The sequence below is a fragment of the Nibrella saemangeumensis genome, from assembly GCF_039541915.1.
GTDB classification, from domain to species: Bacteria; Bacteroidota; Bacteroidia; order Cytophagales; family Spirosomataceae; genus Nibrella; species Nibrella saemangeumensis.
Genome location: NZ_BAABHD010000030.1, coordinates 59,761 through 85,588, shown reverse-complemented (window position 1 = coordinate 85,588; position 25,828 = coordinate 59,761). Strand labels below are relative to the sequence as shown.

The 25,828-nt window shown below is 54.0% G+C and carries 24 protein-coding genes; 7 read left to right on the top strand and 17 right to left on the bottom strand.

The features are described from left to right. Nucleotides 1-4: 4 nt before the first annotated feature. The 3 genes from ABD949_RS15395 to ABD949_RS15385 are packed head-to-tail and all read left to right on the top strand — an operon-like array spanning nt 5 to nt 4,365. Complete coding sequence (locus ABD949_RS15395) at nt 5-520, top strand: SixA phosphatase family protein (protein WP_345244742.1); 516 nt, start codon at nt 5-7, stop codon at nt 518-520. A 52-nt stretch (nt 521-572) separates the two neighbouring features. After that, a complete protein-coding gene (locus ABD949_RS15390; protein ID WP_345244741.1) occupies nt 573-1,055 on the top strand; it encodes an FAD-binding oxidoreductase in 483 nt (160 codons plus the stop codon). A 58-nt stretch (nt 1,056-1,113) separates the two neighbouring features. Then, nucleotides 1,114-4,365: a M4 family metallopeptidase gene (locus ABD949_RS15385; protein WP_345244740.1), complete on the top strand. Its 3,252-nt coding sequence runs from the start codon at nt 1,114-1,116 to the stop codon at nt 4,363-4,365. Between the two features lie 21 nt (nt 4,366-4,386). Here ABD949_RS15385 and ABD949_RS15380 read toward each other — a convergent pair whose 3' ends face one another. The 4 genes from ABD949_RS15380 to ABD949_RS15365 form a co-directional block, all read right to left on the bottom strand. Then, complete coding sequence (locus tag ABD949_RS15380; protein ID WP_345244739.1) at nt 4,387-5,007, bottom strand: energy transducer TonB; 621 nt, start codon at nt 5,005-5,007, stop codon at nt 4,387-4,389. Between the two features lie 86 nt (nt 5,008-5,093). Continuing rightward, the gene (locus ABD949_RS15375) at nt 5,094-6,581 is read right to left on the bottom strand and encodes a M56 family metallopeptidase (RefSeq protein ID WP_345244738.1); all 1,488 of its coding nucleotides are present in this window, start codon (nt 6,579-6,581) and stop codon (nt 5,094-5,096) included. After that, entirely contained in the window at nt 6,578-6,961 is a 384-nt protein-coding gene (locus tag ABD949_RS15370) for a BlaI/MecI/CopY family transcriptional regulator (protein ID WP_345244737.1), read from the bottom strand. Before ABD949_RS15370 ends, ABD949_RS15375 begins: the two co-directional genes overlap by 4 nt. Before the next feature lie 127 nt (nt 6,962-7,088). Continuing rightward, nucleotides 7,089-7,586, bottom strand: a complete 498-nt coding sequence (locus tag ABD949_RS15365) for a hypothetical protein (RefSeq protein ID WP_345244736.1) — start codon at nt 7,584-7,586, stop codon at nt 7,089-7,091. 169 nt (nt 7,587-7,755) lie between these two features. Between ABD949_RS15365 and ABD949_RS15360 the strand changes: the two genes are divergently transcribed. Continuing rightward, a complete protein-coding gene (locus tag ABD949_RS15360; protein WP_345244735.1) occupies nt 7,756-8,052 on the top strand; it encodes an SCP2 sterol-binding domain-containing protein in 297 nt (98 codons plus the stop codon). A gap of 118 nt (nt 8,053-8,170) precedes the next feature. After that, entirely contained in the window at nt 8,171-9,616 is a 1,446-nt protein-coding gene (locus tag ABD949_RS15355; RefSeq protein WP_345244734.1) for a Gfo/Idh/MocA family oxidoreductase, read from the top strand. Nucleotides 9,617-9,645: 29 nt separating this feature from the next. On the opposite strand, the gene ABD949_RS15350 is transcribed toward ABD949_RS15355, so the two are convergent. The 3 genes from ABD949_RS15350 to ABD949_RS15340 all read right to left on the bottom strand — a co-directional run bounded on the left by ABD949_RS15350 (nt 9,646) and on the right by ABD949_RS15340 (nt 13,111). Continuing rightward, nucleotides 9,646-11,181: a sulfatase family protein gene (locus ABD949_RS15350; RefSeq protein WP_345244733.1), complete on the bottom strand. Its 1,536-nt coding sequence runs from the start codon at nt 11,179-11,181 to the stop codon at nt 9,646-9,648. A gap of 76 nt (nt 11,182-11,257) precedes the next feature. Next, nucleotides 11,258-12,613, bottom strand: a complete 1,356-nt coding sequence (locus ABD949_RS15345; protein ID WP_345244732.1) for an NAD-dependent succinate-semialdehyde dehydrogenase — start codon at nt 12,611-12,613, stop codon at nt 11,258-11,260. A gap of 9 nt (nt 12,614-12,622) precedes the next feature. After that, a complete protein-coding gene (locus ABD949_RS15340) occupies nt 12,623-13,111 on the bottom strand; it encodes a MarR family winged helix-turn-helix transcriptional regulator (protein WP_345244731.1) in 489 nt (162 codons plus the stop codon). Nucleotides 13,112-13,340: 229 nt separating this feature from the next. Between ABD949_RS15340 and ABD949_RS15335 the strand changes: the two genes are divergently transcribed. Continuing rightward, nucleotides 13,341-13,592 carry an acyl carrier protein gene (locus tag ABD949_RS15335; protein WP_425576758.1) on the top strand — a complete coding sequence of 84 codons (252 nt, stop codon included), beginning with the start codon at nt 13,341-13,343 and terminating at the stop codon, nt 13,590-13,592. A gap of 31 nt (nt 13,593-13,623) precedes the next feature. Here ABD949_RS15335 and ABD949_RS15330 read toward each other — a convergent pair whose 3' ends face one another. The 10 genes from ABD949_RS15330 to nirB all read right to left on the bottom strand — a co-directional run bounded on the left by ABD949_RS15330 (nt 13,624) and on the right by nirB (nt 24,763). Continuing rightward, entirely contained in the window at nt 13,624-14,340 is a 717-nt protein-coding gene (locus tag ABD949_RS15330; protein ID WP_345244730.1) for a 2-phosphosulfolactate phosphatase, read from the bottom strand. After that, nucleotides 14,337-15,431: a glycine cleavage system aminomethyltransferase GcvT gene (gene gcvT, locus ABD949_RS15325; protein WP_345244729.1), complete on the bottom strand. Its 1,095-nt coding sequence runs from the start codon at nt 15,429-15,431 to the stop codon at nt 14,337-14,339. The genes ABD949_RS15330 and gcvT overlap by 4 nt, the downstream gene beginning before the upstream one ends. 43 nt (nt 15,432-15,474) lie before the next feature. Then, nucleotides 15,475-16,119: a deoxyribose-phosphate aldolase gene (locus ABD949_RS15320; protein WP_345244728.1), complete on the bottom strand. Its 645-nt coding sequence runs from the start codon at nt 16,117-16,119 to the stop codon at nt 15,475-15,477. A gap of 63 nt (nt 16,120-16,182) precedes the next feature. After that, nucleotides 16,183-16,359 (bottom strand): hypothetical protein, encoded by a 177-nt coding sequence (locus ABD949_RS15315; RefSeq protein ID WP_345244727.1) that lies wholly within the window; start codon nt 16,357-16,359, stop codon nt 16,183-16,185. Beyond that, on the bottom strand, nt 16,356-17,762 hold the full coding sequence (locus ABD949_RS15310; protein ID WP_345244726.1) for a purine-cytosine permease family protein: 1,407 nt from the start codon (nt 17,760-17,762) through the stop codon (nt 16,356-16,358). The genes ABD949_RS15315 and ABD949_RS15310 overlap by 4 nt, the downstream gene beginning before the upstream one ends. Before the next feature lie 120 nt (nt 17,763-17,882). Further along, nucleotides 17,883-19,484, bottom strand: coding sequence for a sensor histidine kinase (locus ABD949_RS15305; RefSeq protein ID WP_345244725.1), 1,602 nt, complete (start codon nt 19,482-19,484; stop codon nt 17,883-17,885). Between the two features lie 163 nt (nt 19,485-19,647). Continuing rightward, a complete protein-coding gene (locus tag ABD949_RS15300) occupies nt 19,648-20,328 on the bottom strand; it encodes a response regulator (protein WP_345244724.1) in 681 nt (226 codons plus the stop codon). A gap of 6 nt (nt 20,329-20,334) precedes the next feature. After that, nucleotides 20,335-21,795 carry an ATP-binding protein gene (locus ABD949_RS15295; RefSeq protein ID WP_345244723.1) on the bottom strand — a complete coding sequence of 487 codons (1,461 nt, stop codon included), beginning with the start codon at nt 21,793-21,795 and terminating at the stop codon, nt 20,335-20,337. Nucleotides 21,796-21,799: 4 nt separating this feature from the next. Continuing rightward, the gene (nirD, locus tag ABD949_RS15290) at nt 21,800-22,165 is read right to left on the bottom strand and encodes a nitrite reductase small subunit NirD (protein ID WP_345244722.1); all 366 of its coding nucleotides are present in this window, start codon (nt 22,163-22,165) and stop codon (nt 21,800-21,802) included. A gap of 75 nt (nt 22,166-22,240) precedes the next feature. After that, the gene (nirB, locus tag ABD949_RS15285) at nt 22,241-24,763 is read right to left on the bottom strand and encodes a nitrite reductase large subunit NirB (RefSeq protein WP_345244721.1); all 2,523 of its coding nucleotides are present in this window, start codon (nt 24,761-24,763) and stop codon (nt 22,241-22,243) included. A 280-nt stretch (nt 24,764-25,043) separates the two neighbouring features. On the opposite strand from nirB, the gene cobA reads away from it, so the two are divergent. Then, entirely contained in the window at nt 25,044-25,802 is a 759-nt protein-coding gene (gene cobA / locus ABD949_RS15280; RefSeq protein ID WP_345244720.1) for a uroporphyrinogen-III C-methyltransferase, read from the top strand. Nucleotides 25,803-25,828: the final 26 nt, after the last annotated feature.

Here is a 25,828-nt window from a genome sequence, read left to right as displayed (position 1 = left end):
CCTTATGCTAAAACAAATGCTTTGGCTGGTCTGGCTCGGTGGTAGCCTGAGCCTGACCGGCTGCTCGACCACCACCGTCTACATCGTTCGCCATGCCGAGCGGGCCAACGACTCCGATACGACCAGCCTGTCAGCTGCCGGCCACCAACGCGCTCAAACGCTGGCCAACCGGTTGGCCAGCAGTGGTATTGATAGCATTTTTACCACGCCTTACCTTCGGACTCGCCAGACGGCCGCTCCACTGGCCCAGCGGCTCAGCATTGAGCCGGCAACATACCCTACTCAACCAACCCAGACGGTAGTAGACCGGCTTAAACGCATCCGATCAAAGGAGGTGCTGGTGGTCGGGCACAGCAATACCGTGCTGGAAATTGTTCGGGGCCTGGGGGCCCAGCCGGTCAAGACCAAAATCGAGCATAACGAATTCAGTAATCTGTTTGTCGTGACCCTTCACCGGCGACCGTTCGCTAACTCGGTTGACGTTTCAGAACTGACTTACGGCGGTTCAGTACCCCGATAGTTTGATTCGCCGGGAGGCCGGTATAGCTTCGTTGCATAAACGTAACCCGTCTATGCAACGAAGCTTTTTTACTTTACTGACTCTACTGCTGCTGGGCATCGGCCAGACCTTTGCTCAGGGACCGAAGACTGTATATTCTTCGCTAAAAGGAAAATTAAGTAATACGCCCCTACTCTACAAAGGGCGGCAGATTGTGGTGGGCTCCGGTGGTGGATTTACCGGCGAGTCAGTTTCCTATTACTTGCTCGACAACGGTACGCTCTTCGCTAAGCGCAGCACCGACTCTACTTTTCACGTTGTGAGCAAGCAGACGATTGCCAATACGCAACGGACCTTCCGGCTGCTGGAGAACGGCTGCAAAATTAAATCTGCCAAATTCGACCATCCGGGTAACCGCTACTACTTCGTCTCCTGGAAAAAAGGAAAACAGGAGCATGCGGTGAAATGGGGCGACCCCAAACATACCGTCCCAGCCAGCTACAATCAGTTTTATAAGTCTTTTATGGCCATGATTCCGGCTTCGGCGCGGCTGTAACAAGCCACGCCAGCACTACCTACAGGCTTTTGCCAAACCATACACCACACGCCACACCATGAAAAAAGTTTACCTCTTCGCCCTAACTTTGCTGGCTGTGCCGGCATTAGCCCAAACGCCCGACGGCTTCGCCCGGAAGCAAAAAACAGCACGCCCAACGCCCAGTCTGGCTCAACGGCTGGGTGCCGAAGAATCTCCTATACCTGTTCGCCGTGCGGGCCGTACGTCGCTGGCCGCTACGGGTACGTCCCGCATTTCGGTAGAGCCACTCCGCCTGCGCGTGGTTCGGGATACCGCTACGGGTCTGCCTGTCTACATCGAAAACCGTCAGCCTAAGGTAGCCCCGACAAATCCGCGTGGCCGGCAAAGTGCGGCCGCTGCCGCCTATCAGTTTCTAAGCCAGGTAAGCAGTCTTCTGAAACTGGACCATCCCGAAGATAATTTCCAGGTGACGCATACCGAAACCGACCAGGTAGGGCAGACCCACATCCGCATGAAGCAGACCTACGCGGGCGTGCCGGTCTACGGCGGTGAGATCATGCTCCACTTGACCAACGGTGCCGTAACGCTCCTCAACGGCCGCTATCATGCCGTACAGCGTATAGCCACCCGCCCCCGGCTGAAGGTAAGCGAAGCGGCCGAGTATGCCTTTCGTGATGTGCGAAAGCAGTCGGTAGTGCGGTCGTTTGGCGATAATATCCTGCAAATGAAACCATCGGAAGGTGAACTGTTTGTGTACCCGGTTAGCGACACCAAAACGACGCTGGCCTGGCAGGTAACTGTCCGGCCGAATCTGTTGGAGCGCTGGGAGTACATAATTGACGCACAGACGGGTGAGGTGCTGGATAAGTATAACCATACCTGTGGGGTCGAAGGAACCGTAAAGGCATCCGGTCGTGACCTCAACGGGGTGATGCAGTCATTCAGCACGTACCAGCAGGGTGGATCCTATTACCTGATTGACGCAACGCAGACCATGTTTAACAACAAAACATCGGTTATGCCGAATGAGCCTGTCGGGGCTATCTGGACCATCGATGCCGGTAATACCTACGGTGATAATGTAAAAATCCGGCAGGTGATGTCGACCAATAATACCACCTGGAATGCTACCGCCGTATCCGCACACGCTAACGCTGGATTGGCCTATGAGTATTACCTCAGGGCGTTTAACCGGAATTCGCTGAACGGCAAGGGCGGCAACGTTATCTCGGTGATCAATATGGCCGATGACGATGGAAAAGGAATGGATAACGCCTTCTGGAACGGTAAGTTCATGGCCTACGGGAACGGCCGCGTGGGATTTAAGCCACTGGCCGGCAGCCTTGACGTAGCCGGACACGAAATGACCCATGGCGTGGTAGAGAACACCGCTAATCTGGAATATAAGGGCCAGTCTGGTGCCATTAACGAATCAATGGCGGATGTTTTCGGGGTGTTGATCGACCGTGACGACTGGACCCTCGGCGAGGAGGTTGTGAAGACGAGCGTATTTCCGTCCGGTGCACTCCGCAGCCTGTCCAATCCAAACCAGGGGGGTAAAGGAACACGCGGCTACCAGCCCAAAACCATGTCGGAGTACGTCAGCACCACCGAGGATAACGGGGGTGTGCATACCAACAGCGGCATTCCCAACTATGCTTTTTACCTGTTTGCGTCTAAGGTAGGCAAAGACAAAGCCGAAAAAGTGTACTATCGGGCCTTAAGCACATACCTGACCCGTACCTCCAAATTTATTGATCTCCGGCTGGCGGTGATTCGGGCCGCCGGCGATCTGTACGGAACCAGCAGCGCCGAAGTCAACGCGGCTAAAAGTGCTTTTGATACGGTAGGAATTCTGGAAAGCTCCGGAACCCCTACCGAAAAAACGCCGGATGTGCCCGTTGCTCAGGGGCAGGATCTGTTGCTACTTTACGGCTCACAGGATAACAAGCTTTATTCCACCATCATCACCACCGGCACACCAAAGTTCGATCTGAAAACGGCATCAGGGTTACTGCACCGCCCGAGCGTAAGCGATGACGGGAAGTATGCCTACTATGTTACTCCTGACAAAAAAATCCGGGCGGTGAACCTGACAGGTAGTCCGGCTGAAACCACTATCTCCGATGAAACGATCTGGGATAACGTTGCCATCTCCAAAGACGGTACCAAACTGGGAGCGCTGACGGCCGAGAAAGACGGCTCTATCTGGGTATACAGTTACGCCAAAAAGAAGTGGAAGAAGTTTCAGCTTTACAATCCTACCTATACCGATGGGGTGGCTACCGGCGATGTGCAGTACGCCGATTCGTTTGAGTGGGATTTTTCGGGTGAGTACATCGTGTATGATGCCTATAACGAACTGGTCAATGCCGATGGGGAGGCTATTGGTTACTGGGATGTAGGCTTCATCCATGTCTGGGACGGCAGCAGGGATGATTTTGCCGAGGGAGAAATTGACAAGCTGTTTACCAACCTGGAAGAGGGCGAGAGTGTCGGTAACCCGTCTTTCTCGAAAAACTCACCCGATATTATCGCCTTTGACTATTATAATGCCAGCGAAGACAGCTATTACCTGCTGGCCGCCGACCTGAACAAAGGTAACGTAACAGTTGTATACGAAAATAATACCCTGGGCTTCCCGAGCTACTCCCGGCAGGACAATAGATTGGTATTTAGTACCGAAGACGGCAATGGCCGGGAAGATGTAGCCGCAATCAATCTGGCAGCGGATAAAATCAAACCCTCCGGCAATGCCACAACCCTTTATACCAATGCCAAATGGCCGGTCTGGTATACGCAGGGAACGCGCAGTCTGCCGACCAAAGAAAAGCAGACCATCACCTTCAGTAGCATTTCCGAAAAACCATCGGGAGCGGAGTTTACGCTAAGTGCGTCGGCTTCGTCGGGGCTGCCGGTTAGCTTTGCCGTGGTCTCCGGACCGGCTACCATTACCGGCAACAAGGTGAAAGTTACCGGGCAGGGCAGCGTTACCATCCGGGCGTATCAGGAGGGCAATACGAAGTACTATTCTGCTACGCCCATCGACCGCACGTTTGCCATTCTGACCGTAACGGGCACAGAACCAGTCTGGAGTGATGATGTAAAGGTATATCCAATACCGGCTACTACCGTAGTGAACGTGGAGGTACCTACCGGCGAAACCATTACCGAACTTACGCTGGTCAACCTAACGGGTGGAACAATCCAGCAGCAACGTCCCGGTAGCGGGAAGGCTTCGGTTGATGTCAGCGCTCTGCCTAAAGGAGTTTATATACTGAATATGCAGACACCGAAAGGTATGGTAAGCAGACGCGTCATGAAGTAGGGGCCAGCAGATGGCTTACCTCTACTTTTTCGTGGTAATTACTACAACGCCATCGCGTGCTTTTTCACCATAAACAGCCTTTGCGCTTTCACCTCTGAATATCTCCATTTTCTCGATCCGGTTTGGATTGAGAGTCTTCAGATCGAAGCCCTGAGTCATCTCTTTGCCGTCGACAATAACAAGGGATGGTGGCGTAGAGAGCTGTCCGGATGGTCTGTCGTGACCCAGGCTAAAAGCTATAGGCAGGTTGTACTTTACGTTTACCGGACGACCCCTCTGGGTACCAGGCTCCCATTTTGGCATGTTGCTAACTACCCGCACCGCTTCTTCGTCGGTACCATAGCCCAGCCCTTTTAGAACTGTCACGTCGCTGATACTACCATCCATGTTGACTACAAAACTGACAAAGACCTTGCCTTCAACACCATTCTGACGTGCTTCAGCGGGGTAGCGTATAGTTTGGCTTAAATACGGTACCAAATTCTGCATTCCTCCGGGAAACCTGGGCGTTTTTTCAACCACAGTAAATATCTCCCTTTCCTGTGCCAGGGTTTGTGAAGCAGTAAACAGCAACGCTACCACCTGGAGCATAAAGGTAATCCAGCGTAGGGCATGGTAATTTGGCATATACGTATTTGACATGGTTACGAGAGGTTGTTACCAACGCAACGCAGCCGCGTAAACGCGGCTGCGTATTCTCTTCTAAATTAGCAAAATAGCCTTTACTATTACTTCTTCGTGGTAATAATAATTACCCCATCCTGCCCCTTCTCGCCATATATAGCTTTAGCTTTATCGCCTTTCAGGACATCAATTGACTTAATGGTATTGGGGTCAAGCTTATCTTTTATGTCAGTTCCTTTGGGCAATTCTTTGCCATCAAGGATATACAGTGGCGGAACCGGAGGTGGTGGGGGAGCCAGCGGGGCTTCGGCCGGTGGGGGCGGGGGAGGTACGAGTTTTTCGCCGTTTGGACCGTCGCCGAGTTGAAACGAGATCGGCAGATTATAGCGCACATTAACCGCTTTGCCGTCCTGCCTGCCCGGTTGCCAACGAGGCATGTCATACACAACCCGCATAGCTTCGGCGTCAAGCTCTTTACTTACGCCCTTCAGCACGTTAACATCGTGAGTACTACCATCAGCCGCAATAACGAAGGAGACAAATACCTTCCCCTGGGTTCCGGCCTGAACGGCTGTTTCAGGGTAGCGAATGTTCTTTCCCAGGTACGCGCCTAATTCCGCCATTCCACCCGGGAATTGGGGCTGGTCCTCAACAACGGTAAAAACTTCACCTTTTAGCCCTATCCTGGACAGCGCTGACAGGCCCCCTGCTGTGGCCTTATCGTCTGACTTTCTTTCAACCAGCTTGGCCACATCGGCTTCTTTCTGCGTACACATGACCAGGAGCGCGGCTGCTGGTATGACCAGGGCATAGCGGATCAGCGCCCATCGGCTGGTGGTGCGGGATTTGAGCATAACAATACGTTGTTTAAGTTGCGATGAATTGAAAAAGCTGTTGGTAAGTCCGACAGGGTGTACCCCAAAGGCGTAGTCCACTAGGAACATTGCATACTGGTCTTTGTCTGCCGCCTGCTGATCCGCCAGATACTCATGTACCTGCTGAATGGCCTGCTTATAGAGCGTTACGACCGGATTGATCCAGAAAAAAGCCTGAACAATTTCGATCAGCAGCACGTCGGCACTGTGGCGCTGGCGGATGTGAACCAGTTCGTGCCGGCGAATCAGTTCCGAATGGGTATCAGCCGGGTTCAGCACCAGGTACCGGAAAAAAGAGAAGGTTGGGGCCTGAGCGACCTCGGGTGTCACCAGCGTGTAGTCTTCCTGCGGCTGCTGCGCCGAGCGCCTGATCAGGCGCAACAGCCTGATGACCTGAACACCCAGCCGGATTAGCAGCCCCATTGCTACTAGCCCATACAGAGCGAAAAGAATAGTCTGCCAGTCTGGTCCTGCCGCTTGTACCCGTTGGGTGACCGTAATGGACGGTAGCGAAACGGCAGTCACCGGCACACGGAGTGCTTCTACCGTCTGCGCCGGTACGGTTATCCACGGCAGCACCAGCGAAAGACCGATAGAGGCCAGCAGATACCAGCGGTTCAACTGGAAGAAGGTATGCCGGCGTAGTCCCAGCCAGTAGCAGGCATAAAACAGGAGCAGAAACAGATTGGCCCGGAGGAAATAGTCGATGATGGTCATGGCTTCTGAGGGTCGTGACCCTTCCGGTTAAGGAGATTGATAATCTCGTCGGTTTCGGTCAGACTCAGCTTGCGGTCCTTTACAAAGAAAGACACCAGTTTCTGGAGCGAATTGTCGAAATAGTTCGTCATCAGCTGGTCCATCTCGAAGCGCTTGTACTGTTCCTCCGTGATTAGGGGGTAGTATTCGTGCGTCTTTCCATACGCCGTATACCCGACCAGGCCCTTTTTCTCCAGAATCCGGATAATGGTCGAAACAGTGTTGTAGGCTGGTTTCGGTTCCGGCAGTTCGGCTAGCACATCTTTGACAAAGGCCTTTTCCAGTTGCCAGAGCACCCGCATGATTTCTTCTTCTGCTTTGGTTAATTCCCGTAGTTGCATAGGTAATAAGAGTGATCAGGTAAAGCTGAAATAAAGGTACTACTAATCGTTTAGTTTTACAACTAATGATTTAGGTATTTTGTTGAAATTTTTTTCTCACCTGGTCAGCAGGGGGCCAGCCAGCGTTTTATCGCATATATTTCAACTGCGTACCGTACAGAATGGTGAAGATGATGCTGAAGAAAACACCGGTCGAGGAAGCAAACCCTACCAGGCCGCCGATCAGGAGAATCGGTAACAGAAAGCCGGCAATAACCCCGCCCAGGTAGGCGTAATACCCAACCCGGCGCAGGTTAAACATCAGAATGGCTCCGAGCAGCGTCAGCAGGTTATAAACCAGCTTGGAAATTGCCGACTTCCGGAGGTTCTCAGGGCTCAGGCTACCCTGAACTGTGCCCATAATGCGTTCGACAAACTCAGCTCCCTCCCGGCCCTGCATCCGATCTGCGGCTTCGTCGAGTGCTTCCTGCGCGATGCTGGATGCCGTATCGGCGGTGGCATAGGTAACAATGCTGTCGTATATACCCCAGGCGCAACTGAGGAAGGTAAGCACGCAGAGGATGGTCAGAAACTGCGGACGAGCCGGGGCCGATTCGTAGATGGGCGGGGTAGGCGTTGGTTCCATGGGTGTTTGTTTTTGCCTGTAATCTAAGGGGTTCCATTGGCCAAAGCAACAAAGTATCCAACAGCGGTTCAGGATCGCCGTTGGGTCGTAAATGGATTGGCCGCCAATTTCTTGAAAACCTTACTTTTCCTCGATAGTTTTACCGGTTTACAAACTAAAACCACAGACAATGACTTTACAGGAACTGACTGAGCAGATCCGGTCCCGCGTAGGCAATGCCGACAACCTGAATGCTACCGCTAAACTGGCTACCGACCAGGGCGTCATCTATATCGACGGTAACCAGTCGCCGGCGGTCGTCACCAACGAAGATAAAGATGCCGACTGCCTGATCCAAGTTAGCATCGGTGACCTCATCAAAATGGGCTCCGGCGACCTCAACCCTATGATGGCTTTCATGTCCGGCAAACTCAAAGTAAAAGGCGACATGGGTGTGGCAATGAAGATGGCGCAGGTGATGTCGTGATATAAAGAGTGAAAGAGTGAATGAGGGAAAGAGTGGAATAAGAGCAGGAACATGTAAATTAGCATACATATCGCTCTTTCATTCTTTCGCTCATTCACTCTTTTACTCCTAAACTCTAATGAACCCGACCCCCAAAACCTCCCGTCGAAGCTTTATTCAGGCCAGCGCCCTGGCAGCTGCCGGTTCGTTCTTTATTGTGCCCCGGCATGTGCTGGGCAAAGGGTATATTGCCCCCAGTGATAAGCTCAATATGGCGGCTGTGGGCTGCGGGGGCAAAGCGGATGTCAACATCCGGCAGGCGTACAACGGGGGGACCGATAATATGGTGGCCCTCTGCGACGTCGATGATCGGCAGTCGAAGAAGTACCGCGAGCAGTTTTCGAATGCTCCTTATTTTAAAGACTATCGCCAGATGTTTGACCAGGCAGGTAAGACGTTCGATGCGGTCATTATCAGCACCCCCGACCATATGCACGCACCCATTGCCATGGCCGCTATGCAGCTGGGCAAGCACGTGTACGTGGAGAAACCGCTGACGCACGACATCTACGAAGCCCGGATGCTGACCGAAGCCGCCCGCAAGTACCGCGTGGTGACGCAGATGGGCAATCAGGGCAGCAGCGGTGACGCCACCCGCCAGATTGAAACCTGGATTCAGAAAGGGTTAATTGGCAAAGTGCATACCGTCAACTGCTGGACCGACCGTCCGGTATGGCCGCAGGGTGTTCGCTCGCCTAAAGACCGGGGCGAGTCGCAGCCGATACCACCGGAGGTAGACTGGAAACTGTGGCTGGGCACTGCTCCCTACCGCGACTACCACGAAGCCTACATGCCGTTCCGCTGGCGCGGGTACTGGGATTTCGGTACCGGGGCGCTGGGTGATATGGGCTGCCATTTTATGGACGTACCTTTCCGGGCGCTAAAATTGAAATATCCGACCTCCGTCGAGAGCAGTGTCGGTTCGGTGTACGCCGACTTTTTCAAGCAGGCTTTCTTTGACGATGTGTGTCCGCCCTCCTCGGCCATTCACCTGACGTTTCCCTCCGACGACCGGAAGATCAAAGAAATCAAGTTTTCGTGGTATGATGGTGGTATCCGACCCCAACTACCCGATGGTGTTGATTACAACCAGGTATTCACCGACCAGAACGGCGGAGTCATGTTCATTGGCACCAAGGGCTTGGTCGTGGGTGAGTTGTTCGGCAATAACCCCCGCTTGCTGCCTGCCGATAAGTTTGCCGGTAAAACCCTGCCTGCGCCCGAGAAGCCGCTGGTCGAGGGCAAAACCGATGGACACCAGCAGCAGTGGGTCAAAGCCTGCAAAGAGGGCTATGGCGCCTACACCAGTTCACCCTTCGATCAGGCCGGGCCGCTCACCGAAACCGTATTGATGGGTAACCTGGCTACCCGCAGCTATATGTACCGTGAGTCAAAAGCGGGTGGCGGCTTTACGTTCCCCGGTCGGAAAAAACTCTTGTGGGATGGCGAGAATATGCGCATTACTAACTTCGACTACGCCAATCAGTTTGTTAAACGCCAGTACAATGGCGGCTATCAGTTGTAAACTAGAAAAGAGCATACTACCGCAAACACCTATTGCCCTGTAACCTTCGTTTGACTTTGGCGGATTCGGGTGAGTAAGCCGGTGAGTTCGGCCACTTTTTCGGGGTGTTGCTGGTACAGATTGGTCGTTTCGGCGATGTCGGTAGCGAGGTTATAGAGTTGCCCGATTGGTCCGCCTGCCTCTGGTTTACCGGTTGCCGGCTGTGTAAAGCCACCTGAGCCCAGGCCCTGAATCAGTTTCCAGTCACCTTTACGGATGGCGTAATAGCCGGCGGAAGAGCTATGAACAACCGCCGGCTGATCGGCCACGTGGCTGGCCTTTCCCAACAATACGGGCAGAAGACTGTAGCTGTCTTCGGTGGTAAACCGATCGTCTTTGTTACCCAGCATCTCCTGGCAGGTGGCCATCAGATTGGTCAGTGTAGTGATAGCCGCGCTGACGGTACCCGCCTTTACCCGGCCTGGCCAACGGACGATAAACGGAATGCGGTGTCCGGCCTCGTATGCGTCGCCTTTCATGCCCCTGAAAGGGCCGGCCGCCCGGTGGTTGAATTGGTTGACCAGGTTTTTTGGCCAGTACGGACCGTTGTCACTCGCAAAGATGACGATGGTATTATTGGCCAGCCCCGATTGTTCTAGTGTTTGTAGTACTTCCCCAATGGCCGCATCAACCTGCTGGACAAAATCACCGTATTCACCGGCTCTGGATTTACCGGTGTATGCGTTGGTCGGCATCCAGGGGGTGTGCGGAGCCGCCAGGGGAAGGTACAGGAAGAAAGGCTTACGGCGGCTTTGTTTTTTCAGAAAAGCCTGCGCTTTGGCCACAAACGTGGGCAGTACGCCATGAAAATCGAAGGACGGTGCCATTTTGCCTTCCCGCCAGAACGGACCTGAATAATCCGCTGCCGGCTTTTGGCCTTTTGTATAGGCCATTGGCAGTTCAACCAGCTTATGATTTTCGAGGTAACAGTAGGGCGGCATATCGAGCGAGGCCGGCAGGATGTACGAATACGTAAACCCAATGCTATTTGGTCCCTGGGTAGGATTACGGGAAAAATCGATATGATCAGGGTTCAATTCTGATTGAATGCCGTAGCCGTCCGTCGTTACGAGCGATTCGTGTTCTTTTTGCAGAGTCCAGTCTAATCCTAAATGCCATTTGCCGATAACAGCTGTGTTATAGCCGCTACTGGCTAATAAAGACGCTATGCTCGGGCGATCCGCTTCAATCAGGGTCCGGCTATATCCCCGCAACACCCCAACGGGCAACCGGCTGCGCCAGGGATACCGGCCGGTCAGCAAGCCGTAGCGGGTAGGGGTACAGACAGACGACGGTGAATGAGCATCCGTAAAGCGCATGCCCTGCGACGCCAGCTTATCAATATTAGGGGTAGTAATGCCTCCTGCCGGGTTATAAACGGACACATCACCATAACCCAGATCATCAGCCAGAATATAGATGATATTTGGCGGGGTCGGGTTTTGACCGACAGTGTTGACAGGCTTCTCTGCCCATGTCATGCAGAGGCAGCCAAAGCCTACTAAACAGAGAATTAGGTTTCGCATAAGGTTAATGGTGCCCACTCGTCGATCATCTTTTTACTTTTAATTCTCTACTGCCGGGTATCCCGTCTTAGTGCCTTTACTCCATCCAAACCGTTTTGATATTCACAAATTCCTTAATACCCGCTTCGGAGAGTTCGCGGCCGAAGCCGGAGACTTTAATGCCGCCGAAGGGTACACGCGGATCGGAGCGCATGAGGGAGTTGACAAATACCGAACCGGCCTGAATCTGCCGGGCCAGCCGGTCGGCTTTCTCGGGGTCCTGCGTCCAGAGAGCCGAGCCTAAGCCGTAGTTGGACTGGTTGGCGAGCTTAATAGCGTCGGGTTCGTCTCTGGCTTCGATGATGACCGCCAGCGGGCCGAAGGTCTCTTCGTCAAAAGCCGTCATGCCGGGTTTTACCTTGTCGAGTAGCATGGGTTGAACGTTGCAGTTATCTCGCTCACCGCCATGTAATAGCCTGGCACCTTGCCGGACAGATTCGGCGCACTGGCGCTCGATTTCGTCGGCGAGGTCTGGGCGGGCCACAGGTCCCATGGTGGTGTTTTCCTGCATAGGATCCCCCTGGCGGATGTCGCGGATGTGCTGCAGTACGCGGTCGGTAAACTCTTTTTTGACGGATTTTTCTACGATAAAGCGCTTGGCGGCAATGCAACTTTGACCAGCATTCTGCATACGGGAGCGGGTAGCCGTTTCGGCAGCTTTGGCCAGATCGGCATCGGCCAGCACCACCAGCGCATCGCTGCCGCCCAGTTCCAGCACCGACTTTTTGATCTGGCTACCGGCGGTAGCCGCCACGGAGGCTCCGGCTTTTTCGCTGCCGGTGAGGGTAACGGCCTTGACACGCTTGTCCTTCAGAATACCCTCTACGTTTTTCGACTCCACCAGCAGCGACTGAAACACACCCTCCGGAAAACCGCAGTTCGTAAAGAGTTCTTCAATGGCCAGGGCGCAGCCGCTGACGTTGGCCGCGTGTTTCAGCAGACCGACGTTCCCGGCAATCAGCCCCGGAATGGCAAACCGGAATACCTGCCAGAACGGGAAATTCCAGGGCATAATGGCCAGCACCGGTCCCAGCGGCTGGTAGGCAATAAAGCTCCTGCGGGCTTCGGTCTTAATCGACTGGTCGGCCAGAAACGTCTCTGCATTATCAATATAGTAGTTGCATCCTGTTGCGCATTTCTCCACCTCCGACATGGCTTCTTTCAGGGTTTTGCCCATCTCGGCCGTCATCAGTTCGCCGTAGCGCTGCTTGTTATCGGTGAGGTGGGCGGCTACTTTCCGGAAGTACTCAATACGCTCCCGAACCGATAGCGCTGACCAGTCGGCAAAGGCTTTATCGGCCTGTTTCAGCTTGCGCTCAACGGCATTGGGGCTGTCGGTGCGGTAGGTTTTGATCGGCTTCTGCGTGTACGGATTAATGGAGTGGAGTGGCATGGCGGTATCTTATGAGCAGGTTTCTTTGTCCAGTTCATCGACCAGCAGGCTTAGCGTACCGAGCATCTGATCGATCTGGCGGGGACCGGCAATGGCGTCGAACTTCTCCTGCAGGTTCTGCATACAACTCACCACCGCCCGGAAGAGTTCGTGGCCCCGTTCGTTGATGAGGATGCGGCTGGAGCGGGAGTCCTTTTCGTTTCGGACCAGGTAGATATAGCCGTCGTCCTCCAGCAGCCGCACGATCTTACTCATGGCCTGCTTGGTGACGCCCGCCCGCCGGGCGAGTTCGTTGTTGGTCGTGCCGTTCTCGTCGATGTTGGCCAGAAAAACAAGGTAGCTGGTTTTAAAATCGCAGAAGCCCAGCATGTGCAGTTCGGCTTCGAGGTAACTATCCATATACCGCTTCAGTCGCCAGGTCAGCCGGCCAATGGCCAGTTCGCGGGCTGAGCAGAAATGAGTTATATCAATGATTTTATTGTCGGTTTCCGGGGTCATATCCCGAAAAGTACCAATTTTAGCGTAGATAAAGAAAATTTTGCTCCTGACAGGCCCTGTTTTGACCATTTAATCAAAAGAGCCTTAACGAATGTTAAAAATTTCGTTTATGATGATGATACCATACAACAAATTTGGTATATTGCTGTTAGTTTAGTAAGTGTGCCTGTTTCGCAGGCTTCCCCACTCGAATACCAATTCCCTGAGTTCAACCCATAAAGTTCAGTACATGATGAAAGAGAAAGTAGTCTCTATCTTAAAAGGCTTTGGTGTTGACGAAGCGGCCATTCACCACAGCAATGTTCATTTGACCCGCGACCTTGGGCTTGACAGCCTTGATACCGTTGATCTGATTGTGCAGTTGGAGCGGACATTCGGCATCCGTATTCCCGACGAAGATTATAAGAAATTAAGAACTCTGGAAGGTGTGTACACCTACCTCCGCGAAGAGCAGCATATCGACGTCGCCATGGCGGCATAACAGAAGAGCCGGCTGCAAGCCGGCTCTTCTGTTATGCTTCGATACACACCAGGGCATTCCCCCTCAGTACCGGCACCACATCAAATAGATCATGCTGCAGACAATAGGTGATGTCCTTATGGATACCCAGTCGCTGCAATCGCCGGATGTGCGACGAATTAGCCAAGAAGTGCGGTAAATTATTCTTCCCCTGGTTGTACATTCGCCACGCCATGATGGCGCTATCCTCCATCATTGAATACTCTTCTTTCAGCCGCTCAATCAACGCTCCGGCAAACAGGGTATCTTCCAGGTTCGGCCGGCCTTTCCAGCCCGCACACAGCACCAGCACATCGTACGACTGCGACCGCAGATACCGGGCAATGGCTTCTAGATTCAGAAACGACCCCACCATTACCTTCACTGCGTTACGCGAACGGGTAATGGCCAGCGTACCGTTGGTAGTGGTCATAGCAATTTTGGCTCCACGTAGCCGCTCGTCCATGTAGCTGAACGGCGAGTTGTTCAGCTCGAAACCTTCGACCATTTTAGCGTTGCGCTCGGCGGCTCCGTAATACCCGCGCTCCTGCCATTGCCGGCATTCTTCGATGGTAGCGACGGGAACAATGCAATCGACACCGTGGGCGAAGGCCGTAACCATACACGAGGTTGCTCGGAATACATCCGCTACGACGACAATCGAATTTTCAAGGGTATCCTTATGCAGGTGGAGTAAGTCTGGCGTTAAGCAGACATCAATATTTTTCATTTTTTAACAAACGGCAGTTTTACGATTTGGCCTTTGAGCAGCCGGTCGCGGACTTTGATGGTAATTTCAGTTCCGGGCTTGCTGTATTCGGTGGGAACGTACCCCATGCCGATGCCTTTGCTGAGGGTGGGCGACTGCGTGCCGGAGGTCACTTCACCAATGGTCTCACCTTCGGCGTTGCAGATTTCGTAGTGGCTGCGGGGAATACCGCGATCCAGGAGTTCAAAGGCTACCAGCTTGCGCTTCACGCCCTGCTCTTTCTGCTGTTTGAAGGTATCGGCACTGATGAAGTCCTTGGTAAACTTAGTGACCCAGCCTAAACCAGCTTCTATGGGTGAGGTTGTGTCGGTGATGTCGTTGCCGTAGAGGCAGTAGCCCATTTCGAGCCGGAGGGTATCGCGGGCACCAAGACCGATAGGTTTGATGCCATAGGGCGCACCGGCTTCCATGATAGCGTTCCAGACTCCTTCGGCCTGCTCATTGGCGACGTATATTTCAAAGCCCCCCGCGCCGGTATAACCGGTTGCCGAGACAATGGCGTTGGCGGCTCCGGCGAAGTTTGTTTTCTCGAAGGTATAGTACGACATGGAGTCCAGCTTGGCGTTGGTCAGGGGTTGCAGCGCCTGGGCGGCCAATGGTCCCTGAACGGCAAACAGACACATACCGTCGGAGATGTTGATCAGTTCTACATCGTCGTTCTCCCGCTTGTGCTGGTTGATCCAGTTCCAGTCTTTTTCGATGTTCGAGGCATTGACCACCAGCATAAACTCCACCGGGCTGATCTGATAAATCAGCAGGTCATCCACAACACCACCCTGCTCGTTAGGCAGGTAGCTATACTGCACTTTACCGTCGAAGAGGAGGGCTGCGTCATTAGCTGACACACGCTGGATGAGGCTACAGGCATCAGTACCTTTGACGATGAACTCGCCCATGTGCGACACATCGAAAATGCCGACAGCGTTGCGGACGGTCTGGTGTTCGTCGATATCGGAGGTATAGCGAACCGGCATCTCATAGCCGGCAAACGGCATGATCTTCGCACCCAGTTGCTGATGAATGTGATGAAGCGGGAGTCTTTTCAGCGACATGAAATCATAGTTTCGGCAAAAATAAGCAAAATGCCTGTTTTTCTCATGCCTGAATCGGGTGACTCAGCGCCAGCCGCTCTACACCGGCGGCTACCAGTTGGTCCATGTCGCTGACGGAGGCTCCATCGGCGACTATCTTTACGCCGACGGATGAGGGGGCTAACCGGCGGAACTGCAGCGCCTGGTCTAGGGAAAAATCGGCGGGGATGGCGCCGGTGGCGTTTTTGAGGAAATCGGCACCGGTATCGGCCGCCAGCTTAATCATCGTCGCCAACTGGTCAGTATCCAACAACGCCGATTCTAGCACGACGGTAAAAAAGGCTTCCTGCGCGTGGATGAGCGCAACCAGTTTGGCAAACTCAATTTTCAGCCAGACGGAAGCCGGAGAGAACAGAGCAGACGTATTTAGCACTACTTCAATGTCACGGGCCCCGTCTTGCAGCGCCCATTCAATTTCGGTCTGCTTGGCTTCTGTGCGCTGGTAGCCGTAGGGGTAGCCGATTACGGTAGCCAGCGCGGCCGGGTGGTCGGCACCCATCTCACGACGGAACTTCTTAACCCAGAAAGGAGACACCGTCAGGCCGGCTAGTCCGAGTTGCGTTACTTCGTCGAAAGCGTCGTATTGCTCATTGAGGGTTACGCCGGGGTGCAGTACCGTGCGTTCGATGTACGAGAATAAGTGGTTCAAGGAGACAGCTGTATACGGTTCTGTTTTACCAGAAAACCGTTGGGCAGCGTATAAGTTGAAAAACTAATCCACTTTCTTTTCCAGAATCCAGAACGGTGCCGTGACGAACCACAGCAGCATGCCAGCCAGCATCAGCAGCTTGTGGTCGGCCAGGGACAGGACACCATAGAATACCAGAAAAGCCGGTACTACCGTCAGCGCCAGACCAATATAGGAGAGCGGTTTCAGGATCGTTTTCATGCGATAACTTCGGGGGTTGGGGCTTTCTGGAACATTTTACTTAATCCCACGTACAGGATGGCACCGATGATCCAGCCGGGGGCAGCCATAAAGAAAAAGAAGTCGGCGTTGGTCATCAGGTACAATACGTAGCTGATCAGCACGGCGATCAGCCAGGCACCGGCGGCTACCCAGTTGAACGAAATGCCGGTCTGCTCGGCATAGTTGGTCATCAGCCCGAACCGGCGCAGTACGTAGACATCCATAATAATGATGGCTCCGACCGGGGCGGCTACCAGGGCGTAAAACGCCAGCATCTGGTCGAGTTTGGAGGCTACACCGGGGAAGCACGCCATAATGGTCGCCATGATACCGACCCAGAAGGTGATTTTCCAGCGCTTCAGGTGGGGCGCAATACCCTTCATGGCCAGGCCCGCCCGGTACAGCGTCGGGTTGGCGGTAGTCCAGCCGGCAATCACCACGCAGGCGGCACCGGCCAGACCGGCACTGGCGTAGGCGATTCCACCCGGCGAGGGGTTGTTGTTGCCCTGCTGAATGGCTAGGGCGCACAGCACACCCGAGGCCAGCCACGCCATCCCGTGACCAACAAACATACCCACCGCCGAGGCAATGCCGTAGGTCGGCTTTTTGGCGTAGCGGTAAATCGACATATCGGCTAGTCCGATGTGCATAGCAATATTGCAGAGCCAGGCAAAGAACATGACGTGCCAGACGGTATAGTGGGTCTGCCCCGGCTGCGGCACACCCGTCCAGATCTTATCATTGGCTACGGCCCAGAAATCGCCCCACGATGTTACACCCAGTTGGGGCAGCACGGCCACGGCGGCCGCCAGAAACACCAGTGGCATCCAGGGCGCACAGACCGCCGAAAAAGCCGCTACCCGGTCGTAACCATAGATGGTCACGACGGTAATTACCGCGCCAATGCCCAGCACGGCAATGATCCAGGCAAAACTGGTGGGGTACAGATCAGTAAGGCCGGGCATGGGAAGCCGGAAGGCCAAACCGATGGCCGTAGCCGATACGGCAATCATACTGGCGGCCAGTACCGTGTATTGAAGCCCATTAATGGCGTTGTAGATGCTGACCAGCCGGTAGCCGCAGATTTTTTCGAGCTGATAATAGATGGTCAGGCGGGTTTTTACGGCCACGGGCGCACACACCAGCGTCCAGCTCAGCGTAGCCAGGATATTACCCAGCAGCAGGCCGATCATGATGGCGGATGCCGACACGCCATGCAGCACAAACAGGGGGCCGATGACAAACTCGGTACCGGCGATGTGCTCGCCGGCCATCATGCTCACAAAGCTGCGGAAGTTTTTGGTTTTATTCTCCGGCACTGGTTCGCGCTCGTATTCGTCAATCGAATCGAGCTGCTCGGTCAGCGTACGTTGATCTTTCATAAATCAGGCGTAAGTATTGGGCTACAGGGGTTACGGGCCGCTTTTTGTATAAAGCAAGGGTAGGGTGATTTCTCCGCATCTGCGGGAAAAATAAAGGAAATTACGCCATTCCATCTGCGACTACGCGGGCAGGTAAATCCGGAAGGTAGTGCCTGCTCCCGGTTCGGTATCGACGCCAATGGCTCCGTTGTGGTTTTCGGCCACCCGGCGGCAGATAGCCAGCCCAACGCCGGTGCCGTCGTACTGGCCCCGGCTGTGCAATTGTTGAAAGACCTGAAAAATCCGCTCTTTATATTGAATCGGGAAACCGATTCCGTTGTCCTGAACGGAGATCTCCCACCAGATGGGAGGAGTAGCCGGGAGGTTCACGAGAGGAAAGGCTAAATCAGCCGGATAGACGCCGGCGGGTAATCGTTGGCAGGTCACCCGGATAACAGGTGTAACATCGGCCCGGCGGAATTTAAGCGCGTTGACCAGTAAGTTCTGCCAGAGCTGAGCTAACTGCATCGGGTCGCCGGGTAGTTGGGGTAACGAACCAATTTTTACCTGGGCTTTGGTTTCGTGAATCATTACGTCCAGATCGGTCAGCACGCCCTGAATGAGAACGTTCAGGTCGACCGGCTGAAAGGTAGTCTGGGCGTTGGTAGCCTGTGAATACGTGAGCAGATCCTGCACCAAATGGTTCATGCGGCTGGTAGAGATCCGCAGCCGGCGCAGCAGATCAAGGCCCTGTTCACCAAGGCCCTGGCTGTGTTGATTGGCCAGCAGATCACTCAGCGTAGTAATCTTCCGCAGTGGTTCTTTCAGATCGTGAGAGCTGATATAAGCGAATTGCTGCAGGTACTCGTTGGATCGCTTCAGTTCGTTGTTCACCTGCTGCAGGTGCCGGGTACGTTCCTGAACCAGTTGTTCCAGCTTTTGCGATTCGGCTTTCTGGTCGTGGATGTCGGTGCAGGTACCAAACCATTTCAGGATGTTGCCGGCCTCGTCACGCAACGGCATGGCACGGGCCAGAAACCAGCGGTACTCGCCATCGTACCGGCGCATCCGGTATTCAATCTGGTAGAGGGCACCGGTATCCAACGAATGTTTCCAAACCTGCCAGGCGCGTTCGGAATCGTCGGGGTGCAGCACCAGCGACCAGCCTTTGTCCTTGGTTTCTTCGTAGGTAAGACCGGTGAAGTCGTACCAGCGCTTGTTGTAAAAATCGTGGTAGCCGTCGGGTTGGGTAGCCCAGACCATCTGGGGCATGAAGTCGGTAACGAAGGTGAACTCCTTGAGCAGGTCGAGCAGTTCGCTGTTCTTTTGACCGGCGAGCTCTTCGGCTTCTTTCTGGGCGGTAATGTCCAGGGCGGTCCCGATAAAGCGTACGGGTTGCCGCTGCTCATCCACAAAGACTTTGCCGGTTACTTTCAGCCACCGGATTTCGCCGGCCGCGTTTTTGCAAAGCCGGAAAATGGCGTTGTAGTCGGTTTCTTTACGGGTGTTGAGCGCCGTTTCGGTCAGGGCCGCCACCTGGCTCCGGTCTTCCGGATGAACGCTTCGGAGGTACTGTTCTACCGTGATGGGCGTGCCGGCAGGTATATCAAAGATGTCGTAACATTTTCGGGACCAGACGCCTTCCCGCGTAACCGGATCAAAATCCCAGGTACCAATGTTACCGGCTTCCAGCGCAATCTCTAGTCGTTGACGTTCTTCATTCAGCACCCCCTGCGCAAACATGAACCTTCCTGCATGGTTTAGAAAAGGCGAATTTGGTAAAAGTCTCCGATAATTAAGGACCGTTTGATAACGTATAAGCTGGGGGTGGTTGATTAGTTGATTGGTTAATTAGTTCGTTAGTAGAGACGAGCAAACCAATGAACCAGTTTACTAATTAACCAAATCAACCCCTACTGTCCTTCAACGCCAGCCGGATCAGTTCCAGCGTATTCTTGACGCCGGCTTTGCGGATGATGCTGGCCCGCTGATTGGCTACGGTATTGGGGCTGATGTCGAAGCGCCTGGCGATTTCGGGACTGCTCAGGCCTTCAATGATGCAGTTTAGGATCTGCGCTTCGCGGGAGGTGATTTTTTGCCAGACCGAGCCCGGCTTTATTGTGTCGGTATGGGGGCCGGCTGCTTCGGCCTGGATTGCGGCTTTTGGGGCAACCAGGTGCTTAATGATAATGGAGGAGGCAGAGGGCGGGTAATATAACTCGCCGGTAACGACGGTGCGTACCGCCCGCAGAATTTCATCTTCGGTGGTGTCCTTCAGTAAATAGCCGGCGGCTCCGTTCTGAACGGCTTTCAGGACATAATCCGGATTGTGGTGCATGCTGAAGATCAGGATGCGAACCCTGGGGTACTCTTTGGCCACGACTTTGGTTACGTCGATACCCGACATGCGGGGCATGGTAATATCCAGCAGGAGGACATCTGGCCTGAGCGTTGGAATCAGCGCAATGGCCTCGTCGCCATCCGTCGCTTCGCCGACAATCTGAATGTCATTCTCATCTTCCAGCAAGGTTCGAATGCCCTTCCTGACCACCGAGTGGTCATCCGCAATAAGCAGTCGTATTGCCATAATAAACTAGGTCAGTGTGTCAGATAAAGCAAGTGTTACCGAAATCCGGGTACCTTTTCCGGGCTTCGATGTAATGGTAAACTCCCCGTTCATCAGTTGTGTCCGGGTGCGCATATTCTCCAGGCCGTTGACGTTGGCCGTCGGCTTTCCGTTGCGGTGTTTCCTGGCGGTGAACCCTTTGCCGTCGTCTTCTACCGTTAGTTGGATACGTTGAGGCTCCTGCTCCAGTTTTATCTGTATGATCTGAGCTTCGGCATACTTAACCGCATTGTTCAGGGCTTCCTGCGCAATGCGGTACAGGCCAATTTCAACCACCGGACTGAACCGCTTTTCGTCGCCATCTTTGGTAAACACAACCGCAGTTCCGGCTAGCTGCGTTGTCTGGTCCGCCAGCAGTTGTAGGGCCGCATCCAGCCCGAAGTCACTCAGAACCGAGGGCATCAGGTTGTGCGATACCTGCCGGGTCGCCTGAATTGTGTCCTGAATCAGGTCGCATAGTTCCTCAAACCGAACCTGTTGTTTCTCATCGGCAAACGGAGATCGCTTGATCTTGCCCGCGTGCAGTTTCAGGCCGGTCAGCATCTGGCCAATACCATCGTGCAGTTCGCGGGCAAACCGTTTTCGCTCTTCTTCCTGCCCTTCCAGCAGGGCTGCCGACCGCACCAGGTCTTCGGCACGTTGTAACTGATGCTTTTCTTGAGTCAGGCGCAAGACGCCCGCCTGCGTTTCAACCAACTGCTGATTGGCCACGGCCAGGCTGCGGTTGGTCGTCTCCAGTTGCTCGTTGGCCCGCCGGAGCGCTTCTTCCGATGCCGCCAGCCGCCGGATCACCTGCCTGGTGTGGCTGACTACCGGCCGGAAAATAAATAGACCTTCAATAAATACCGTCAGCAGCGTTGCCAAGCCTAGTATCCACTCGACCCGTTCGAGGTATTTGACCCGCGTAAAGCTTTCGGCTTCGAACCGGAATACAATGTCGTTCATCTGGCGCAGGTACAGGGGCTCATCCCGGAGAATGACGCCAAGTGTCGCCCGCTGCTGTTCCGGACTACTGGCCGGATTGTTAATGCGGTCGAGACTCGTGTACAGGGACTGGAACACCGGGTCAATACGGGCAAACATGCTGTCGATCTGAGTACTCTTCCGGACCGCATACGGCTGTTCCATGAACAAGGTGCCGTTGCGTAACTGCACATGGCTGTTGCTCCACGTCGTTAGCAACGACCGAAAGAACGGTGTATCCGCCGACACTATACCTTCACTCTTCAGCAGGGCCAGTTTGGTCAGGCGCTGGCTCAGCATCCGTTGCCGGCCGGCAACGTTGACCACCCGCGCATCGTCATAATGGTTGTTAATCGTATGCTTGATAAACAGGAGCCCACTAATGGTCAACAGCGCAATAATCGTGAGAGCAATCACGTAAAAGCGTGTTAATCGGCGGGCTACCTGCTGGTCGAGCTGCTGCATACGTTTATTCTTCCAAGCCTACATACACCAATCCCACGCGTACCTCGACCGGATAGGTGTTAATCTGGTATCCTTCGTCGCTGAGGCAGCGGCCGTCGGTCAAGGAAAACGTCTTTTTGTGAAACGGACAGGCCACTTTCGGCTCGTCGCCCTGGCTGCCGACAAGGCCCCGCGCCAGCGCCATCTGCTGTCGGTGCGGGCATTCGTTGTCGGTGGCGTACCACTCGCCCCGGCGGGTAAAGTTGAAAATAGCAATCTGCCGGCCTTCAATCAGCACACAGGCACCACCGTTGACTGGAATATCGTCTACGTGACAAGCCAGATACCAGGTCAGTTCTTCATCGGCATTTTTTATGGCTACAGCTTCCATGTTATACTGGTTCAATGTTTAAAGGTTAATCATACCTGTGAAATCAATCCGAAATCCACAATCCCAAATCAATGTTCACTTCCACTCTTTGGCGCGTTTCTGGAACCGCAACGACTCAAACTGCACCGTGGGGTCTTTGACCTCAGGAGCATTCACAAAGTGCGTAAACCGTCGGCGGAGCTCCGGATTCTCCACCACTTCTTTCCACTCACACTGATACGCATCCACCAGCCCCTGCATTTCACGTTCCAGCTCGGCGGCTATCCCCAGTACATCATCCACCACCACGGCTTTCAGGTAGGTAATACCGCCTTCCATTTTGTTGAGCCAGGTTGCCGTGCGAGTCAGTGGGTCGGCCGTTTTGATGTAGAACATCAGGAACCGGTCAATCAGCCTGATGCAGGTCTCCTTATCGACATCGCTGGCGAGCAGCAGCGCGTGTTGGGGTTTGGCCCCACCATTGCCGCAGACGTACAGGTTCCAGCCTTTTTCGGTAGCGATGATGCCGAAATCCTTGCTCTGCGCTTCGGCGCACTCGCGGACGCAACCCGATACCGCCGACTTCAGCTTGTGCGGAGCCCGCAGGCCTTTGTATCGCTCTTCTACCTCTACGGCAAACGATACCGAATCCTGAACCCCAAACCGGCACCAGGTAGAGCCTACGCAGCTTTTCACCGTGCGGAGGGCTTTGCCATAGGCATGACCGCTTTCAAATCCGGCGGCAACCAGCTCTTCCCAAATCTTAGGCAGGTCGTTGAGGTGGGCACCGAACAGGTCGATGCGCTGGCCACCGGTGATTTTGGTATACAGGCGGTATTTTTTTGCGACCTGACCGATGACAATCAGTTTTTCGGGTGTTATCTCACCGCCCGGTATACGCGGCACCACCGAATAGGTACCGCCTTTCTGGATATTGGCCAGGAAACGGTCGTTGGAGTCCTGAATGGTAGACCGGTCTTTTTCCAGTATATTCTCATTCCACAGACTCGCCAGCACCGAGGCTACTGCCGGCTTGCAGATTTCGCAGCCGTCACCTTTGCCGAAGTGGTCCAGCACGGCACCATAGGTTTTTAGCCCGTTCATTTTGACCAGATCGAGCAGTTCCTGGCGGGAGTAGTCGAAGTGTTCGCAAAGGACGTTGCGCACGTATTGCCCCTGTTGCTTCATCACCCCCTGAATCAGGTCTTTCACCATCGGCGTACAACCCCCGCAACCGGTACAGGCTTTGATGCTTTTCTTCACCTGGTCGACGGTCGTGTGGTTGTTATCCGTAATATCGGCGCAGAGCATGGCCTTGGTGATGGCCTCGCAGGAACAAATCAGCGCATCGTCGGGCAGGCTCATGACGCCGGCTGCACCCGATTCTTTACCTCCGCGAGAGCCCAGAATTAAATCTTCGGGGTCGGGCGGCAGCACGGTTTTGTTTTTGTAGGTCTGCAGCAGCATATTATACTGCTCGGCATCGCCCACCAGAATACCGCCTAACAGCTCTTTGCCATCGGGCGTTACGTTGATGCGCTTATATACACCTTTTGCTTTATTTTCGTAAACCACGGTGCGGCACTCCGACTCGTCGGCAAACGGATTACCAAAACTGGCCACATCGACGCCGATCAACTTCAGTTTGGTCGACATATCGTACGGCCGGAATTCCTTTTCTTCGCCTGTCAGCCGGGAGGCTACCACCTCGGCCATGTCGTAACCCGGAGCCACCAGCCCATAAATCATCTGGTGAGCCAGGGCACACTCGCCGATGGCGAAAATGGCCGGGTCGGAGGTTTGCAGGAAGTTGTTCACGACAATACCCCCGCGCGGGTGCGTTTCCAGACCGGCGCGTTTGGCAACTTCATCCCGCGGACGAATACCCGCCGATATAATCAGCATGTCGACGTCCAGGAACGAGCCATCGGCAAATTGCATCCCGCGTATGGTATCGTCGCCGACAATCTGCTGCGTACTTTTGGCCAGGTGAATAGTCAGACCCAGTGATTCGAGTTTCTGCTGCAGGATACCGGAGCCGGCATCGTCAATCTGCCGGGGCATAAGGCGCGGGGCAAACTCAATTACGTGGGCTTCCTGTAAGCCCAGGTCAAGCAGCGCTTTGGCCGCTTCCAGACCCAGCAGACCGCCACCGAGCACCGCACCCTTACGCGCATGTGGCGCGTACGATTGAATGAGCTCCAGGTCTTCGATGGTCCGGTACACAAACACGCCTTCTTTCTCGACCCCCGGAATCGTGGGCACAAACGCGCCGGAGCCGGTGGCCAGTACCAGATAGTCATACGGTACGATCAGGCCGTGGTGCGAGCGTACTTCTTTCCGCTCCCGGTCAATAGCTACCACCGGGTCGGAGAGATACAATTGGATGCCATTGTCGGCGTACCAATTCTCAGCTGCCATCGACAGGTCATCGGCCGATTTGCCGGCGAAAAATTCGCTTAAATGGACGCGGTCGTAGGCGGCTCGCGGCTCTTCGCCAAAGACGGTCAGCGAAAAGTGACGGCCATTTTTTTCTTTGGCTACTAACTTCTCGCAGAACTTGTAGCCCACCATGCCGTTGCCAATAACGACTACACGCTTGTTTGTGTCTGCTTTCATAGTCAATTGTAACTATTAAATTAGAAAAACCCTGTTCTTTTATTGAACTTTTCTAAGTCAGTACCCCCGTATGACTTATAAAGGAACAGGTCAAATTTAAAAGCTGTTTTTTTATAATCCTAGAGAATTATTTGCTTTTCGATAAAAATATAAACTTAATTTTTGGTAAAAGACTTGTTTTTCCAAATTACGACTTTAAATTTGAAGCAATAATCAGCATAGTTGTAAATAACTATGCGTAGTACAAAAGCAATATTCAACTATATAAAAGGAAAGAGCCATGCAGCCAAAGCTTACACTGGTGGGGGCCGGTCCCGGCGACGGCGAGTTGATCACCCTGAAAGGAATTAAGGCGCTCCGGCAGGCTAATGTGGTGCTGTACGACGAGCTGGCCAACGCCACGCTGCTGGAATACGCACCCGCCCAGGCCCTAAAAATCTATGTCGGGAAGAAAGCCGGTGAAGTCTATTTCACGCAGCACGAAATCAACCGGATGATTGTTCGCTTTGCCGTTAAGCACGGCCATGTCGTGCGACTCAAAGGCGGAGACTCCTTTGTGTTTGGGCGCGGTTACGAAGAAAGCGAGTACGCCCGGCAACACGATATTGCCTGCGAAGTAATACCCGGCGTGTCGAGCTGCATTGCGGTGCCGGCATCACAAAACATACCCGTTACGTGCCGGGGGGTTAGTGAAAGCTTCTGGGTCATTACCGGCACCACGCGTCACGGCGAACTGTCGGACGATCTGCAACTGGCAGCTCAGTCACAGTCGACGGTGGTGGTGCTGATGGGCATGAAAAAACTCGAAGAAATATGCGCGATGTACAACCGCTACGGTCGGGGACACCTGCCGATGGCGGTTATACAAAACGGAACCCGCGCCGATGAGAGGTGCGTGGTGGGGCAGGTCTGGGAAATGCCGGAACTGGTGACCGGACAGGGCGTGGGGGCGCCCGCCGTCATCATTATCGGCGAGGTAGTGGCCTTACATCCGGCGTATCTGTCGGAGTATGTGCGCAGTTTGCCGGTAGCCTGCTGACATAAAAAAGCCGATCCGGTGTGGGG